Origin of the sequence: Actinoallomurus sp. NPDC052274, assembly GCF_040679475.1 — a bacterium.
Classification (GTDB): domain Bacteria; phylum Actinomycetota; class Actinomycetes; order Streptosporangiales; family Streptosporangiaceae; genus Actinoallomurus; species Actinoallomurus liliacearum.
Window position 1 is genome coordinate 17,542 of record NZ_JBFAUT010000057.1, and the last position, 15,789, is coordinate 33,330.

At 71.3% G+C, this 15,789-nt stretch carries 16 protein-coding genes; 12 read left to right on the forward strand and 4 right to left on the reverse strand.

Annotated features, from left to right (window positions below; genetic code table 11):
• Positions 1-30 precede the first annotated feature (30 nt).
• Together pgeF and AB0K82_RS35095 are read right to left on the reverse strand one after the other, a co-directional pair.
• Positions 31-738, reverse strand: coding sequence for a peptidoglycan editing factor PgeF (pgeF, locus tag AB0K82_RS35090; protein WP_364405325.1), 708 nt, complete (start codon positions 736-738; stop codon positions 31-33).
• Positions 739-775: 37 nt separating this feature from the next.
• Positions 776-1,807, reverse strand: a complete 1,032-nt coding sequence (locus AB0K82_RS35095; protein ID WP_364405327.1) for an NAD-dependent epimerase/dehydratase family protein — start codon at positions 1,805-1,807, stop codon at positions 776-778.
• A gap of 171 nt (positions 1,808-1,978) precedes the next feature.
• Here AB0K82_RS35095 and AB0K82_RS35100 point away from each other — a divergent pair, with 171 nt between their 5' ends.
• The 10 genes from AB0K82_RS35100 to AB0K82_RS35145 all read left to right on the forward strand — a co-directional run bounded on the left by AB0K82_RS35100 (position 1,979) and on the right by AB0K82_RS35145 (position 9,764).
• A complete protein-coding gene (locus AB0K82_RS35100) occupies positions 1,979-2,779 on the forward strand; it encodes a CoA transferase subunit A (RefSeq protein ID WP_364405329.1) in 801 nt (266 codons plus the stop codon).
• Positions 2,776-3,411, forward strand: a complete 636-nt coding sequence (locus tag AB0K82_RS35105; protein ID WP_364405331.1) for a CoA transferase subunit B — start codon at positions 2,776-2,778, stop codon at positions 3,409-3,411. Before AB0K82_RS35100 ends, AB0K82_RS35105 begins: the two co-directional genes overlap by 4 nt.
• Complete coding sequence (gene pcaH, locus AB0K82_RS35110) at positions 3,408-4,079, forward strand: protocatechuate 3,4-dioxygenase subunit beta (RefSeq protein ID WP_364405333.1); 672 nt, start codon at positions 3,408-3,410, stop codon at positions 4,077-4,079. The genes AB0K82_RS35105 and pcaH overlap by 4 nt, the downstream gene beginning before the upstream one ends.
• Positions 4,079-4,612, forward strand: a complete 534-nt coding sequence (gene pcaG, locus AB0K82_RS35115) for a protocatechuate 3,4-dioxygenase subunit alpha (protein ID WP_364405335.1) — start codon at positions 4,079-4,081, stop codon at positions 4,610-4,612. Before pcaH ends, pcaG begins: the two co-directional genes overlap by 1 nt.
• The gene (gene pcaB / locus AB0K82_RS35120; RefSeq protein WP_364405337.1) at positions 4,593-5,972 is read left to right on the forward strand and encodes a 3-carboxy-cis,cis-muconate cycloisomerase; all 1,380 of its coding nucleotides are present in this window, start codon (positions 4,593-4,595) and stop codon (positions 5,970-5,972) included. The genes pcaG and pcaB overlap by 20 nt, the downstream gene beginning before the upstream one ends.
• Positions 5,969-6,721 carry a 3-oxoadipate enol-lactonase gene (gene pcaD / locus AB0K82_RS35125; protein ID WP_364405339.1) on the forward strand — a complete coding sequence of 251 codons (753 nt, stop codon included), beginning with the start codon at positions 5,969-5,971 and terminating at the stop codon, positions 6,719-6,721. The genes pcaB and pcaD overlap by 4 nt, the downstream gene beginning before the upstream one ends.
• The gene (gene pcaC, locus AB0K82_RS35130; protein WP_364405340.1) at positions 6,718-7,095 is read left to right on the forward strand and encodes a 4-carboxymuconolactone decarboxylase; all 378 of its coding nucleotides are present in this window, start codon (positions 6,718-6,720) and stop codon (positions 7,093-7,095) included. The genes pcaD and pcaC overlap by 4 nt, the downstream gene beginning before the upstream one ends.
• A gap of 122 nt (positions 7,096-7,217) precedes the next feature.
• On the forward strand, positions 7,218-7,679 hold the full coding sequence (locus AB0K82_RS35135) for a hypothetical protein (RefSeq protein ID WP_364405342.1): 462 nt from the start codon (positions 7,218-7,220) through the stop codon (positions 7,677-7,679).
• A gap of 83 nt (positions 7,680-7,762) precedes the next feature.
• On the forward strand, positions 7,763-8,545 hold the full coding sequence (locus AB0K82_RS35140; RefSeq protein ID WP_364405343.1) for an IclR family transcriptional regulator: 783 nt from the start codon (positions 7,763-7,765) through the stop codon (positions 8,543-8,545).
• Between the two features lie 55 nt (positions 8,546-8,600).
• Positions 8,601-9,764, forward strand: coding sequence for a 4-hydroxybenzoate 3-monooxygenase (locus AB0K82_RS35145; RefSeq protein ID WP_364405345.1), 1,164 nt, complete (start codon positions 8,601-8,603; stop codon positions 9,762-9,764).
• 115 nt (positions 9,765-9,879) lie between these two features.
• Here AB0K82_RS35145 and AB0K82_RS35150 read toward each other — a convergent pair whose 3' ends face one another.
• Together AB0K82_RS35150 and AB0K82_RS35155 are read right to left on the reverse strand one after the other, a co-directional pair.
• Positions 9,880-10,734: a fused MFS/spermidine synthase gene (locus AB0K82_RS35150; protein ID WP_364405347.1), complete on the reverse strand. Its 855-nt coding sequence runs from the start codon at positions 10,732-10,734 to the stop codon at positions 9,880-9,882.
• A gap of 9 nt (positions 10,735-10,743) precedes the next feature.
• Positions 10,744-11,370 carry a TetR/AcrR family transcriptional regulator gene (locus tag AB0K82_RS35155; RefSeq protein WP_364405349.1) on the reverse strand — a complete coding sequence of 209 codons (627 nt, stop codon included), beginning with the start codon at positions 11,368-11,370 and terminating at the stop codon, positions 10,744-10,746.
• 450 nt (positions 11,371-11,820) lie between these two features.
• Between AB0K82_RS35155 and dnaE the strand changes: the two genes are divergently transcribed.
• Together dnaE and AB0K82_RS35165 are read left to right on the forward strand one after the other, a co-directional pair.
• Positions 11,821-15,384 (forward strand): DNA polymerase III subunit alpha, encoded by a 3,564-nt coding sequence (gene dnaE, locus AB0K82_RS35160; RefSeq protein WP_364405351.1) that lies wholly within the window; start codon positions 11,821-11,823, stop codon positions 15,382-15,384.
• Positions 15,381-15,737, forward strand: a complete 357-nt coding sequence (locus tag AB0K82_RS35165) for a DUF6300 family protein (RefSeq protein WP_364405353.1) — start codon at positions 15,381-15,383, stop codon at positions 15,735-15,737. The genes dnaE and AB0K82_RS35165 overlap by 4 nt, the downstream gene beginning before the upstream one ends.
• Positions 15,738-15,789 lie beyond the last annotated feature (52 nt).

Here is a 15,789-nt window from a genome sequence, read left to right on the forward strand (position 1 = left end):
TTCCAGGACGGCGACCTGTGCCGGATCCCCTCAATCCAGCCAGACGAAGCCCGCGAACCGGCCGGTACGGCCCTCGCGGCGGTAGGAGTACAGCTCGGGGCTCTCGATGGTGCAGCGCGCGTCGTGCCGTACGTCGGTCACGCCGGCGGCGGTGAGCTGGGCGGTGATGCCCGCCCTGATGTCCAGCGCGGGCGTCCCCTGACGGGTCGTCGACCAGGCCGCGGGCAGCACGGCCGCCACCTCGTCGCGCAGCTTGGCGGACACCTCGTAACACGAACCGCAGGCGTTCGGGCCGATCAGCGCGACCATCCGGGCCGGGTCGGCGCCGCGCGACGCCATCGCCTCGACCAGCGCGGGCACGACCCCGGCGGCCGTGCCGGCGCGGCCCGCGTGGGCGCCGCCCACCAGCCGCGCGACCGGGTCGGCGATCAGCACCGGCGCGCAGTCGGCGACGAGCACCGCCAGCGCCAGGCCCGTCTCGTCCGTGTAGACGCCGTCGAGGGCCGGCGGATCGTCGCCGAACGGCCCGGTGACGTACCGCACGTCGGCGCTGTGCACCTGGCGCATGTAGACGACCCGCTCGACACCGAGCTCGGCCGCCGTCTTGGCGCGGTTCTCCCGGACCGCGGCCGGATCGTCCCCGACGCCGCCCCCGAGGTTGCGCGAGTCGTACGGCGCGGCGCTCGTCCCGCCCGACCGGTCGCAGATGACGGCGCCCACCCCATCGGCCAACTGCATCAGCCGCTCCTCCTCACTTCCGCCCCGACGTTATCAATCAACCGCCCCGATCAACCTTCCCGCGCGCCGCCGCCCAGGCGGCGAGGACACGGCGCTCCTTCTCCGGAGCGATGCCCTGGCCGGCCTCCGTGGCCCGATCCGCGGTGATGTCCTCCTCGCGGATCCAGGACCATGTGTCGCGGACGGTGTCGGGGACCGGGCGGCAGCGCAGCCCCTCCTTGAGCGCCTTCGCCGAGGACGGCAGCCAGACGCCCGCCTCCTCGGGACCGTCCGGAGTCCACATCGGCAGCTCCGTCCACGCGACCACCTCGCGTTCGAGGAGGAACGTGTCGTCGACCCAGGTCGGCACGGCGTCCGACCCGGTGACGCGGACGCACTCGTCCAGGAGCGCGCCGAAGGTGGTGTTGCCCGGTACGCCGCTCACCAGGAACCGGCCGGCCGCCCCGGCCGCCAGCCGGGCCAGGCCGAATTCGGCGATGTCCCGTGCGTCGATCAGCTGCATGGCGCGGCCGGGGTCGCCGGGCGCGAGGACCGGGCCGCCGGTGGCGATCCGGGTCAGCCACCACGTCAGCCGCGGCACCTGTTCCCCCGGTCCGGTGATCAGGCCCGGGTTCAGGATCAGGACCCGGCCGTCGAATCCCGACTCGACGGCGCGTTCGCACCCGGCTTTGAGGGCGTTGTACGGGACGTCGGCGTCCAGCCCGGCGTCCGGGGGGCACGGCAGGAGCGCGGAACTCTCGTCGACCCGGCGTGCCGGCCAGTCGGCGTAGGCGTGGATGGACGAGACGAACAGGTAGGCGTCCGCGTGTTCCGACAGCGCGCGCGCCGACCGGCCGACGACCCGCGGCACGTACCCGCAGGTGTCGATGACCGCGTCCCAGCGGCGGCCCTCGACGAGCCGGCGCAGGTCATCGTCGTTCTCCCGATCGCCGCGGATCACCTCCGCTCCGGCCGGGTCCGTGCCGCTCCGCCCACGATTGAAGGTCGTGACCCGGTGCCCCCGCCGCAGCGCCTGTGTCACGAAGGCACGGCCGAGGAAGACGGATCCGCCGATCACCAGAAGTCGCATGTCCTCGATCGTGATCACCTCGATCGCCGCGTTGCGCGATGTTCGCGCGCGGCGGACGGCACACGCCCGTCCGGGGCGCAGCGCGGCGCGCGCCGACCCTCCGAACCTGGGGGTTTCCGCTCAGTGGAAGGCGACGGCGGCGGAAACGGCGCGGGTTGGCAGGGTGAAGGCATGGACAAGGTGCTTCCCTCGGCGGCGGAGGCGGTGGCGGACATCGGCGACGGCGCGTCGGTCGCGGTCGGCGGGTTCGGGCTGTGCGGCGTCCCGTTCACACTCATCGACGCGTTGTACGAACGGGGCAGCTCGGAGCTGTCGATCGTGTCGAACAACTGCGGCACCATCGGACGCGGCCTGGGGCGGTTGCTGGACGCCGGCCGGATCACCCGGGCGATGGGGTCCTACGTCGGGGAGAACAAGGAACTCGCCCGTCGTTACCTGTCCGGAGAGATCGAACTGGAGCTCGTACCGCAGGGGACGCTCTCGGAGCGGCTGCGCGCCGGTGGGTGCGGCATCCCGGCGTTCTACACCCCGGCGGGCGTGGGCACGCTCGTGGCGGAGGGCGGCCTGCCGTGGCGCTACGGGCCGGACGGCGACGTGGTCGTGGCCTCCCCGCCGAAGGAGGTCCGTGAGTTCGGCGGCCGGTCGTACGTCCTGGAGGAGAGCGTCCGGACCGACTTCGCGCTCGTCCGCGCCGTGGGCGGGGACCGGCACGGCAACCTGGTCTTCGACAAGGCCGCCCGTAACTTCAACCCCCTGTGCGCCATGGCGGCGCGGACCGCGATCGCCGAGGTCGAGGAGCTGGTCGACTTCCTCGATCCGGACGACGTGCACCTGCCGGGGATCTTCGTCCGGCGCGTGGTCGCGCTGACCCCGGAGCAGGCCGCGGACAAGCCGATCGAGAAGCGCACCGTGAGCGGGGCCGCCGCGGCGAGCGAGAAGGCCCAGCGACCATCGAGCCGGAGCGGGAAATGAGCTGGAGCAGGGATGAGATCGCCGCGCGGGCGGCGGCGGAGCTGTCGGACGGGATGTACGTCAACCTCGGGATCGGGCTGCCGACGCTCATCCCCGGGCACCTGCCCGCGGGCGTCGACGTGGTGATCCACTCGGAGAACGGCGTGCTGGGCGTCGGCCCGTACCCGGCCGAGGACGAGATCGACCCGGATCTGATCAACGCGGGCAAGGAGACGGTGACCGTCCGCCGCGGGGCGTCGTTCTTCGACTCGGCGCTGTCGTTCGGGATGATCCGCGGCGGTCACGTCGACGTGGCGGTGCTCGGCGCCATGCAGGTGTCGGCCCGCGGCGACCTGGCGAACTGGGCGGTCCCCGGAAAGGTGATCAAGGGGATGGGCGGGGCGATGGACCTCGTCCACGGCGCGCGGCGGGTGATCGTGGTGATGGAGCACACCGCCAAGGACGGCAGCCCAAAGATCGTCAAGGAGTGCTCGCTGCCGCTGACCGGGGCGGCGTGCGTCCAGCGGATCATCACCGACCTGGGGGTCCTGGACGTCACCCCCGACGGTCTGGCCCTGGTCGAGACCGCGCCCGGCGTGAGCGAGCGGGAGATCCGCGACCGCACCGAACCGCCGATCGGAGTGACCCGATGACCGACCCGAATCCGCCGTACCTCTACCCGCCGTACCGGAGCACGCCGCTGCGGGCGCCGTCCCGGCCGCTGGTGATGCCCGAGTACGGGCCCGACGCGATCGAGCTGGCCGGCCCCGTCTTCGGCCACGAGGAGCTGGGCCCGCTCGACGACGACCTGACCAGGCAGCACTCCGGTGAGCCGCTCGGCGAACGGATCGTCGTCACCGGACGGGTCCTGGACTCCGGCGGACGCCCCGTACCGGGCGCGCTGGTCGAGATCTGGCAGGCGAACGCCGCAGGGCGGTACGTCCACCTGCGCGAGCAGCATCCCGCGCCGCTGGACCCGAACTTCACCGGCGCCGGCCGCTGCCTCACCGACGCCGGCGGCCGGTACCGCTTCGTCACCGTCAAGCCGGGCGCCTACCCGTGGGGGAACCACCACAACGCGTGGCGGCCCGCGCACATCCACTTCTCGGTGTTCGGCACGGCGTTCACCCAGCGGCTGGTCACGCAGATGTACTTCCCGGGCGACCCGCTCTTCGCCTATGACCCGATCTTCCAGTCGATCCCCGACGAGAAGGCCAGGGAACGTCTCATCTCCCGGTTCGACATCGACACCACCGTGCCGGAGTGGGCCCTCGCCTACCAGTGGGACATCGTCCTCGGCGCGACCCCGATGGAGGCCTGATGAGCACCCCCTCGCAGACGGTCGGCCCGTTCTTCGGCTACGCCCTCCCGTACGCCGACGGCCCGTACGTCGTCCCGGAGTGGCGCCCGGACGCGATCCGGATCCGCGGCCGGGTCCTGGACGGCGCCGGCGAGCCGCTGCCGGACGCGCTCGTGGAGATCTGGCAGGCCGACGCGGACGGGAACGTTCCCCGGGGCGGCGGCGCGCTGCGGCGGGCCGGCAAGGACTTCTCCGGGTTCGGCCGCTGCGGGACCGACGCGGCCGGGAACTACTGGTTCTCCACGATCAAGCCCGGCGGCCCGGCCCCGCACATCGCGGTGCTGGTCTTCGCCCGGGGCTTGCTCAAGCCGGTCGCGACCCGCCTGTACTTCCCCGGCGAACCGGGCAACGCGACGGACCCGGTGCTGTCCGGGGTCCCGGCGGAGCGGCGTGACACGCTCGTCGCGGTGCGGGAGGACGAGCGGTCCTACCGCTTCGACGTCCACCTCGGTGGAGAACGGGAGACGGTCTTCTTTGAGCGGTACTTCGGCTGACCTGCTGTCGCCGGTCGCCGCCGGCACCGTGGCCGAGGCGGCGACGTCCGCCGAGGCGTGGGTGCGCGCCCTGATCGACGCGGAGGCGGCACTGGCCCGCGCGCAGGCCCGGCTCGGACTGATCCCCGGCGACGTGGCGCGCGCCGTCGCCGGCGCCCGGATCGACCCGGCCGACCTGGCCGTACGGGCGCGCGGCGCGGGCAACCCGGTGGTGCCCCTTGTCGCCGCGCTGCGCGAGGTCGCCGGCGACCAGGTCCACGCGGGCGCGACCAGCCAGGACATCATGGACACCGCCGCCATGCTGGTGGCGTCGCGCGTCCGCGGGACGATCCTGGCGGACCTCGGCCGTACGGCGGACGCCCTCGCCGATCTGGCCCGGCGGCATCGGGACACTCCGATGGCGGGGCGCACGCTCGGGCAGCAGGCCGTGCCCACGACGTTCGGGTTGCGCGCCGCGGGCTGGCTGGCCGCGGTCGCGGAGGCCCGGGACCGGCTCGCCGCGGTACGGCTGCCGGCCCAGCTCGGCGGGGCCGCCGGGACACTGGCCGCGCTCCGGACGACCGAACTGCTGCCGCTGTTCGCCGAGGAGACCGGCCTGGCCGAGCCCGTCCTGCCCTGGCACACGCTGCGCACGCCCGTCGCCGAGCTCGGCGGCGCGCTCGCCCTCGTCGCCGGCGCCATCGGCAAGATCGCCACCGATGTCGTGCTGCTCGCCCAGACCGAGTTCGGTGAGGTCGCCGAACCGGCCGCCCCCGGACGCGGCGGTTCCTCGGCGATGCCGCACAAGCGCAACCCGGTCCTCGCCACGATGATCCGGTCGGCCGCGCTGCGCGTCCCCGCGTACGCCCAGATCCTGTACACCGCCCAGGCCGCGGGCCTCGACCGGCCGGCGGGGGAGTGGCACGCGGAGTGGCAGCCGTTCAGCGACTGCCTGCGCCTGGTCGGCGGCGCCGCCGAGACCGCGGCCGAACTGACCACGGGCCTGGAGGTCTTCCCGGACCGCATGCGCGCGAACCTCCGCGAGGAGCTCCTCGCCGAGTACGTCGCCGGCCGGCTCGCCGAACGAGACGGGCGGGCGGCCGCCAAGGAGACGGTCGCGCGGGCGGTGTGCGAGGGGCGCCCGCTCGGCGACCTGCTCCCGGAAGGCGACCGCGCGGAGCGGGGCGGGACCACCGGAACCGGTTCCGAGCAGGACGGAGAGGCCGAGGGGCGTACGGAACCGGAGGACGCCGCCGGCGCCGGTCCCGGACGGGGCGGGTCCGGCGCGGCTTTCGGGGTCGACCTGGCCGCGGTGATCGGCTGCGCGCCCGAACTGGTCGACCGTGCCCTCGACGCCTACGCGAGGAGGAACCGGCGGTGAGTCGGCTGAACCATCGTCTCGACGGTCCGCGGGACGCGCCGGTCCTGGTCCTGGGCCCCTCCCTCGGCACGACGCTCGACCTGTGGCGGCCGCAGCTTCCGGTGCTGACCGCCTCCTGGCGGACCCTCCGGTTCGACCTGCCCGGCCACGACGGGTCCCCCCCGATCCACGGCTCGGTTGCGGACTTCGCGGACGGGGTCGTGGACCTGCTCGACGCACTCGGCGTCGGCCGCGCGGCCTACGCCGGAGTGTCCCTGGGCGGGGCGATCGGCACGACCCTGGCGCTGCGCCACCCGGACCGGCTGACGAGCCTGGCGCTGTGCTGCACCTCCGCTCGGTTCGGGGACGCGGGGCCGTGGCACGAGCGCGCCGCGCGGGTGCGGGCGGAAGGGCTGGAGCCGCTGACCGACATGTTCCTGGGCCGCTGGTTCACCGCCGGTTACACGGGCCCCGGCGTGGCCGCCGTACGGCACATGCTGCGGCGGATCGACCCCGAGGGCTACGCCGCCTGCTGCGAGGCGCTCGCCGGCTTCGACGTCCGGGACCGGCTCGGCGACGTGAATGTTCCCACCCTCGTGGTGGCGGGCGCGGAGGACCTGGCCACTCCGCTGGACCACGCCGATGTCCTCGCCGGGGGGATCCCCGGTGCGGAGCTGGTCGTGGTGCCCGGGGCCCACCTGGCCGGCCTCGAATGCCCCGAGCCGGTCACCGACGCGTTGGTACGCCTTTTGGAGAGGACGACGCTATGAGCGAGGGGATGAGGGTTCGCCGGGAGGTCCTCGGCGACGCGTACGTCGATCGCGCACAGGCGCGTACGACGGAGTTCACCGCCGACTTCCAGGACTTCATCACGCGGTACGCGTGGGGGGAGATCTGGACCCGGCCCGGCCTGGACCGCCGGACGCGCAGCTGTGTCACGCTCACCGCGCTGGTCGCCCGCGGCCACCTGGACGAACTCGCGATGCATGTGCGCGCCGCCCTCCGCAACGGGCTCACCACCGATGAGATCAAAGAAGTCCTGCTGCAGACCGCGGTATATTGCGGTGTCCCGGCGGCCAACGCCGCCTTCGCGGTCGCCCAGCGGGTGCTCGTGGAGGAGGGTCTGATCGCTCAGAGTGAATGATCGATTTCGCATCGTGTTCACTCAGAGCGTAATCTGTCGCTCACGCTCCGCGTCGGCGGGTGCGTGATCGAGTTCCCCGATCCCCCCAGGGAACGCTCGGCACGGGAGGTAGGGTCATGGACGTGGCGGACACAGAGCGGCGGATCAACCAGCTGTACAACGACGTCAACGCCATCTACGACCAGCTCACGATCATCCAGCGGACGCAGCAGACGCACGGCCGTCAGCTGGCCTCACAGGGCCGTCAGCTCGAGGCGCAGGGCCGTCAGCTCGAGGCACAAGGTCTTCAGCTCGAGACACAGGGCCGTCAGCTCGACGAGCAGGGCCGGCAACTGGCGACGCTCACCGACACCGTCACGCGGGTCTGGGCCACCCAGCAGGAGCACGGCGAGCGGCTGAAACACCTGGACAGCGCGGTCGCGGTCCTCGTCGAGCAGGTCGCCGGGCACGACGAGCGCTTCGGGCAGATCGACCAGCGCTTCGAGCAGATCGACCAGCGGTTCGAGCAGGTCGACCAGCGGTTCGATGAGCAGGACAGGAAGCTCGACCTGATCCTCGAGGCGTTGAAGATCGACGCCGGCTGACCGGTGTTCTCGGCGCCCCGCGACCCGGCATCGGGACGCGGGGCGTTGCCTATCGTGAAGGCCCCGGATGAGGAGGCGGGACCATGACGGGCGTTCGGCGCCCGCCCAGTGTGGCGGGCAAGGTGATGGCGATCCTCGAGTCGTTCGCGCCCGGCGGTGTCCGGTTGACCCTCACCGAGATCTGCGCCCGGGCCGGCCTGCCGCTCGCGACGGGACACCGGCTCGTCCGGGAGCTGACCGACGGCGGCTTCCTCGAGCGCCTGCCCGACGGGTCCTATCGCATCGGAACGCGGCTGTGGCGCATCGGCGCGCAGGCCTCGGCGGCGCGGAGCCTGCGCGAGCTCGCCCTGCCCCACATGGAGGAGCTGTACGCCGCCACCCACGAGAACGTCCAGCTCGCGGTGCTCAGCGGCGACAAGGCGCTGTACCTCGAGCGGCTGCGCGGGCCACGGTCGGTGCCGATCGTGACCCGGGTCGCGGCCGAGCTCCCGCTGCACGCCACCGGGGTCGGAAAGGTCCTGCTCGCCTTCGCCGAGGAGGAGCTCGCGGAGAAGGTCATCGCCCAGGGGCTGCCGCCGTACACCCCGCACACCGTCACCGACGCCGACCGGCTGCGGGCCTGCCTCACCGGGATCCGGCGTTCCGGATACGCCGTGACCCGTGAGGAGATGTCCCTCGGGACGTGCTCGGTGGCCGCGCCGGTCCGTGATCCCGGCGGCGCGGTCTTCGCGGCGCTGTCGCTCGTCACCCGCCGGAACGTCGTGGACCTGCGGCGTCTGGTGCCGGCGGTCCTCGCCGCGGCGAACGCCCTGGCCCGGGACGTGAACGCGCACGGGGGTTCCGCTGAGTGGAAGGACTGGGGCTGACGGTCGGGGCGCCGGCGCGAGGATCGTGTCGAAGGACGTCGAAAGAGGATGATCGATGCGTACGCAAGTGGCGATCGCCGGGGCCGGACCGGCCGGACTGCTGCTCTCTCACCTGCTGCGGCTGCGCGGCATCGATTCGGTCGTACTGGAGAGCCGCGACCGCGCGTACGTGGAGCGGCGCCAGCGGGCCGGGATGCTCGAGCAGGGCACCGTGGACGTCCTTCGCGGCAGCGGCGTCGGTGAGCGGCTCGACCGCGAAGGCCTCACCCACCACGGTCTCGAGCTCCGGTTCGGCGGCGCCGGGCACCGGATCCCGCTGTCCGAGCTGACGGGCGGGCGCACGGTGACGATCTACGCGCAGACCGAGATCGTCAAGGACCTGATCGCCGCGCGGCCGGCCGCCGGGGGAGAGATCCATTTCGAGACCGAGGTCCTCTCGGTGGACCCGAGCGCGCCGTCGGTGACCTACCGCCGTGACGGTCGCGTCGAGACGCTGGAGTGCGACGTCATCGCGGGCTGTGACGGCTTCCACGGGGTCTGCCGCCCGGCGGTTCCGGACACCCGGCTCCACGAGCGCGAGTTCCCCTTCGCGTGGCTGGGCATCCTCGCCGACGTCCCGCCGTCCACGGACGAGCTGATCTACGCGTACAGCGAGCGCGGGTTCGCCCTGCACAGCCTGCGGTCCCCGAAGATCAGCAGGCTGTATCTCCAGGTCGACCCGGCGGAGGACGTCGCCGCGTGGCCTGACGAGCGGATCTGGTCCGAGCTTCGGGCGCGGTTCGCCACCGACGACGGCTGGGAGCTGCGGGACGGGCCGATCCTGGAGAAGTCGATCACGCCGATGCGCAGCTTCGTCGCGGAGCCGATGCGGCACGACCGCCTGTTCCTCGCCGGAGACGCCGCGCACATCGTCCCGCCCACCGGCGCGAAGGGCCTGAACCTCGCGATCTCCGACGTCATCGTCCTCGCCGAGGCGCTGGGCGCCTGGTACGACTCCGGCACGACCGAACTGCTCGACGCGTACTCCGACACCTGCCTCCGGCGGGTGTGGCGGGCCGAGCACTTCTCGTACTGGATGACGACCCTCCTGCACAAGGATCCCCGTCAGGACGCCTTCGGGCATCGGCTGCAGCTGTCCCACCTGGAGTACGTCGCCGCGTCGAAGGCCGCCGCGACGACGCTCGCCGAGAACTACGTCGGAGCCGCCCCCACGCTCTGACCCGAAGCGGATCGTGTGTGCCTCGGCGTCGCGGTCACCGGCCGCAAGGACTGAGACGTTCCGGCGGGGAACGGCCGAGGACACGTCGCGCTCCAGGGGCCGGGGCCGGCGACGGTCAGCTCCGGTCGAAGACGCCCTTGGGCGGAGGCGGTGACGGGCGGGCGGTCGCGTCGGTGGCCGGGACGGCCCCGGCCGCGAACCTGGCCAGCTCCTCCCCGTCCAGGACCCGTCCCGGGAAGGGGTCCCCGGCGGCGCTGCGGGTGAGCTCCGCCACGGGCGGCGGCGTCCGCCCGGCGACGAGGACCAGGTTGCCGAACCGGCGGCCGCGCAGCACGGCGGGGTCGGCGATGAGGGCGGCCTCCGGGAGCACGGACCGCAGCGTCGCCACCTGGGCCCGGGCGAAGGACAGCGGCGCCCCGTCGGCCACGTTGGCGGCGTACAACCCGCCCGGGCGCAGGACCCGGGCGACGGCCGCGACGAACTCGACGGTGGTCAGGTGCGCGGGCGACCGGGCTCCCGCGTACGCGTCCCCGATCACCAGGTCGAAGGAGTCCTCGGGAGCGCGAGTCAGGACCTCGCGGGCGTCGCCGTGCCGGATCCGGATCCGGTGGCCCCGGTCGAGGGGCAGTTCCCGGCGGACGAACTCGATGAGCGCCGCGTCGATCTCGACGACCTGCTGGGTCGAGCGCGGCCGGGTCGCGGCGACGTAGCGCGGCAGGGTCAGGGCGCCGCCGCCCAGGTGCAGCACCCGGAGCGGCCGCCGCGCCGGGGCCGCGAGGTCCACGACGTGGCCGAGCCGCCGCACGTACTCGAAGTCGAGATAGGTGGGGTCGTCGAGATCCACGTGGGACTGCGGCGCGCCGTCCAGCATGAGGACGTGGGCGCGCGGGCGGTAGGGATCGGGGACCAGCTCCGCGGTGCCCGAGTCGACCTTCGCCTCGACCGTTCGAGCGCTCTGCCGGTGTGCCACCGGCCCACACTAGTGGACCTGCTCGTGCTGGATCCCTCCGAGGACCATGGCGAGGTACTGCTCGGCGATCTGCGCGGCGGTGAGCCGCCCGCCGGGCTGGTACCAGGTCGCCGCCACCCACACGGTGTCGCGGATGAAGCGGTAGACCAGGGCGGTGTCCAGGTCGGAGCGGAACGCGCCCTCCCGGACGCCGCGCTCGAGCAGCGTCATCCACATCTCCTCGAACCGCCGCCGCGACTCGGTCAGGTACGCGAACCGTGGACCGGTCGCCAGGTGCCGCGACTCGTTCTGGTACATCACGACCGCCGGCCGGTGCCGGTCGATGCAGTCGAACGACGCGGCGACGAGGGCGGTGAGCGTGTCGCGCGCGCCCAGGTCCATGGCGAGCACGCGGTCGTACGCCGCCCACATCTCGTTCAGGAAGGTCGAGAGGATCTCGTCGGCCATCGACTCCTTGGAGTCGAAGTGGTAATACAGGCTGCCGCCGAGGATGCCGGCGGCGTCCGCGACCTCCCGTACGGTGGTGGCGGCGTATCCGCGGGTGGCGAAGACCTCCGCGGCGGTGGCGAGCAGTTCGGCCCGCCGCTCGGCTCGGGCGGCGGCGGTGCCCTCGGCGTCACGCCGTCGTGGACTCATGGGACTTCCTCGGAGCTGACTCAGGAGTGCTGGCTGGAGACGGCGACGACCTCACCCGTCAGTACGACGAGTAGTCGATGGCCAGGAAGACCATAACGCCGGCCACCTCCCACGGCTCGGCGCGGTCGGCCCTGGTGCGTGATGTAAGGAAATGGTGATCGACTTCTGTCCATGGTGCGGGTCCCGGTTGTCGGAGTCACGGCGGGAGCGCTGGTTCGACGAACTCGACCGCAAGGGCATCGACCCCTGGGAGGACGAGGTGCCCGCCGAGTACGAGGACGGCCGTCGGCTGGAGGGCTGAGGCCGGTGGCGTACGGCCGAGGTCCGGCTCGTCTTGCCTTACAACCAGAGGTTGTCACAGGCCGGGCTGTCGGTTGTTAGACAACCCGTCCCCACCTTCGGTCGAATGTCGGACGTCCGTGACGCCGTACAACCGAAGGGAGTGGGCCGGTGGATTCGTTCGTCCATCTGCACGTTCATACCGAGTACTCGATGCTCGACGGTGCCGCGAAGGTCGGACGCCTCTTGGAGGAGGCGGGCCGCCTGGGGATGCCGGCCGTCGCGATGAGCGATCACGGGAACGTGCACGGGGCGTACGAGTTCTACCACTCGGCGAAGAGGGCGGGCGTCAAGCCGATCATCGGCATCGAGGGCTACGTCGCGCCCGCCTCCCGGTACCACAAAAAGGCCGTGTACTGGAGCGACAACCTCTCGCTGCGCAAGTCCAACGACGACACCGGTGAGGGCGGCGACGTATCCGGTCGCGGCCTCTACACCCACATGACGATGTGGGCTGCCACCGCTGAGGGCCTGCGAAACCTGTTCCGGCTCCAGTCGCGGGCCTGGCTCGAAGGCCACGTCCAGAAGTACCCCCGGATGGACGATGACCTCCTCGCCGAGCACGGTGAAGGCATCATCGCCACGACCGGCTGCCCGTCGGGCGCCGTGCAGACCCGGATCCGGCTGGGCCAGTACGACAAGGCGGTCGAGGCCGCCGCGAAGTACCGGGACATCTTCGGCGAGGACAACTACTTCCTCGAGCTGATGGACCACGGCATCGCCATCGAACGCCGAGTCCGCGACGACCTGCTGCGCCTCGGTAAAGAGCTCGGCCTGCCGCCACTGGCCACCAACGACTCCCACTATGTCACCCAGAACCAGGCCGACGCGCACGACGCGCTCCTGTGCATCGGCACCGGCAAGCAACTCGCCGACCAGAACCGCTTCCGGTTCTCCGGCTCCGGCTACTACCTCAAGACCGCCCGGGAGATGCGGTCCCTGTGGGACGGCGAGGTCCCCGGCGCCTGCGACAACACCCTCCTGGTCGCCGAACGCGTCGACGACTACAGCGAGGTCTTCGCCCACCGCGATCTGATGCCGAAATACCCGGTTCCCGACGGGGAGACCGAATCGTCGTGGCTGCGGAAGGAGACACTGGCCGGCGCGCGGCGCCGGTACAAGGGCGACCCATCGCAAGAGGTCCTGGACCGCATCGACTACGAGCTGTCCGTCATCGACAACATGGGCTTCCCCGGCTACTTCCTCGTCGTCGCCGACATCTGCCGGTACGCGCGAGCGAACGGCATCGGCCTCGGGCCCGGCCGAGGCTCGGCCACCGGCTCAATGGTCGCCTACTGCACGGGCATCACCGAGCTCGACCCGATCGAGCACAAACTCATCTTCGAGCGGTTCCTCAACCCCGAACGCATCACGATGCCCGACGTCGACCTCGATTTCGACGACCGCCGCCGCGACGAGATGATCGATTACGTCACCAAGAAGTACGGTGACGACCGGGTCTGCCAGATCGTCACTTTCGGCACCATCAAGGCCAAGGCCGCCGTCAAGGACGCCTGCCGCGTCCTCGGCTACCCCTACGCGCTCGGCGACCGCATCACCAAGGCGTTCCCGGCCGCCGTCGGCGGCAAGGAGATCCCCCTGTCGGCGATCCACGACGAGGAGCACCCCCGGCACGGCGAGGCGGCCGAACTGCGGAAGCTGTACGAGGAAGAACCCGACGTCAAACGGGTCATCGACACCGCCATGGGCGTCGAAGGCCTGACCCGCGGCACCGGGATCCACGCCGCCGGCGTCATCCTGTCCTCCAAACCGCTGATCGATGTCCTCCCTCTGGTGAAGCCGAAGGCCGACGGGCCGATCATCACCGGTTTCCCGTTCACCCAGGCCGAGGACATGGGTCTGCTCAAGATGGACTTCCTTGGTCTGCGGAACCTCACCGTCATCAACGACGCCATCGCCAACGTCAAGGCCAACAAAGGCATCGAGATCGACATCCTCGAAGTCCCTCTCGATGATGGAAAGACCTACGAGCTGCTGGCGCGCGGAGACACACTCGGGGTGTTCCAGCTTGACGGTGGCGGAATGCGTACGCTCCTGAAGCTGATGCAGCCGAGCGAGTTCACCGACATCGCCGCGGTCTCGGCCCTCTACCGGCCTGGTCCGATGGAGATGAACGCGCACACCAACTACGCGCTGCGCAAGACCGGCAGACAAGATGTCGAGCCGATCCACCCGGACCTGAAAGAAGCGCTCGACCCGATCCTGGGCGACACCTACCATCTGGTGGTCTTCCAGGAGCAGGTCATGGCGATCGCCCAGCAACTCGCCGGATACTCCCTCGGTGGCGCGGACATGCTGCGTCGTGCGATGGGCAAGAAGAAGAAGGACGTCCTGGACGCCGAGTGGGGCAGATTCTCCGCCGGAATGAAGGAACGCGGCTTCTCCGATGAGGCCATCAAGGCCGTCTGGGATGTCCTCGTTCCCTTCTCCGGGTACGGGTTCAACAAGTCGCACACCGCCGGGTACGGCGTCGTGTCGTACTGGACCGCCTACCTGAAGGCGAACCACCCCGCCGAGTACCTCGCCGCGCTGCTCACCTCGGTCGGTGACGACAAGGACAAGATGGCGGTCTATCTGTCAGACTGCCGCCGCCTCGGCATCAAGGTCCTCCCGCCCGACGTCAACGAGTCCGAGCTGAACTTCGCCGCCGTCGGGAAGGACATCCGGTTCGGGTTGGGCGCGATCCGCAACGTCGGTTCCAATGTCGTCGACGCGGTCGTCAAGACCCGTCGGGAGAAGGGCGAATACGTCGACTTCAACGACTTCCTGAACAAGGTCCCGACGATCGTCTGCAACAAGCGCGTCATCGAGTCCCTGGCCAAGGCGGGCGCGTTCGACAGCCTCGGACATCACCGCAAGGGCCTCGTCATGGTCCACGAACAGGCCATCGACTCGGTCATCGATGTCAAACGCAACGAGGCCCGCGGCCAGGACTCCCTGTTCGGTTCCCTCGACGAACCGCAGGACGGCGGCGGAGGCGTGTTCTCCGTCGCGATCCCCGAAGAGGAATGGGACAAGAGCAGCCTGCTGACCTTCGAACGGGAGATGCTCGGCCTGTACGTCTCGTCTCATCCCCTCGACGGCGCCGAGCGCGTCCTGGAGGCCGCCCGCGACACCACGCTCGCCGAACTGCTCGCCTCCGGTCGTACGGAGGGCTTCGTACGGGTCGCCGGGATCATCTCCGGCCTGCAACGCAAGATCACCAAGAACGGGGACACCTGGGCGATCGTCAACCTCGAAGACCATGAGGCGTCGGTCGAGTGCCTGATCTTCCCCAAGAGCTACGCCCTGTACGGCGAGACGCTGGCAGAGGACCGGGTGGTCACGATCCGCGGCCGCGTCAACGTGCGGGACGAGACACTGAGCGTCTACGGGGAGGAGGTCACCGTCCTCGACGTCTCCCAGGCCACCGCCGCCGAGCCGCCCGTGGTGATCTCCCTTTCGGAGGCCCGCGTGTCCGCCGACGTCGTCCGGGAGCTGAAACGCATCCTGGACTCCCACCCCGGCCACGCCCCCGTGCACCTGAGGCTGCGGCCGGGGCGTCCCGGCGCGAAGGGGCTGCTCATCGCACTCGACCGGTTCCGCGTCCAGCCGGAACCGTCGTTCTTCGGGGACATCAAGTCCCTTCTGGGCGCGAACGCGATCGGCGCATGACCGCCGAGCCCACGCGCCACCGGGCGGGGCGACCGCTCTGGACGGACCGCGCGTGCCCGCGGTGCGCCGGGGACATCCTCGCCGTACTGCGGCTTCCGCACGGCTGGCGGACCGAACAGGGCACCGAGGTCACCGGCTTCACGGAGATCGTGCTGTGCGCTCGCTGCGACCTCGATGATCCGATCACCGGGCCGATCGTCACTTTCTTCGCCGTCCATGAGATCGCGACCGACGGGACCGTGGATGTTCTCGCCCGGCTCATCCGGCGGTGGATCGAGAACGCCCGGCCCGCCCGCCTCGACCAGGCGGCTCTCGACGCCGAGGTCGACGCCTGGTACCGCGGTGAGCTGTGACCATGGCCGACCGGCCTGCGGTCCTCCCGAGTACGGCCGAGGATTCCCGTCG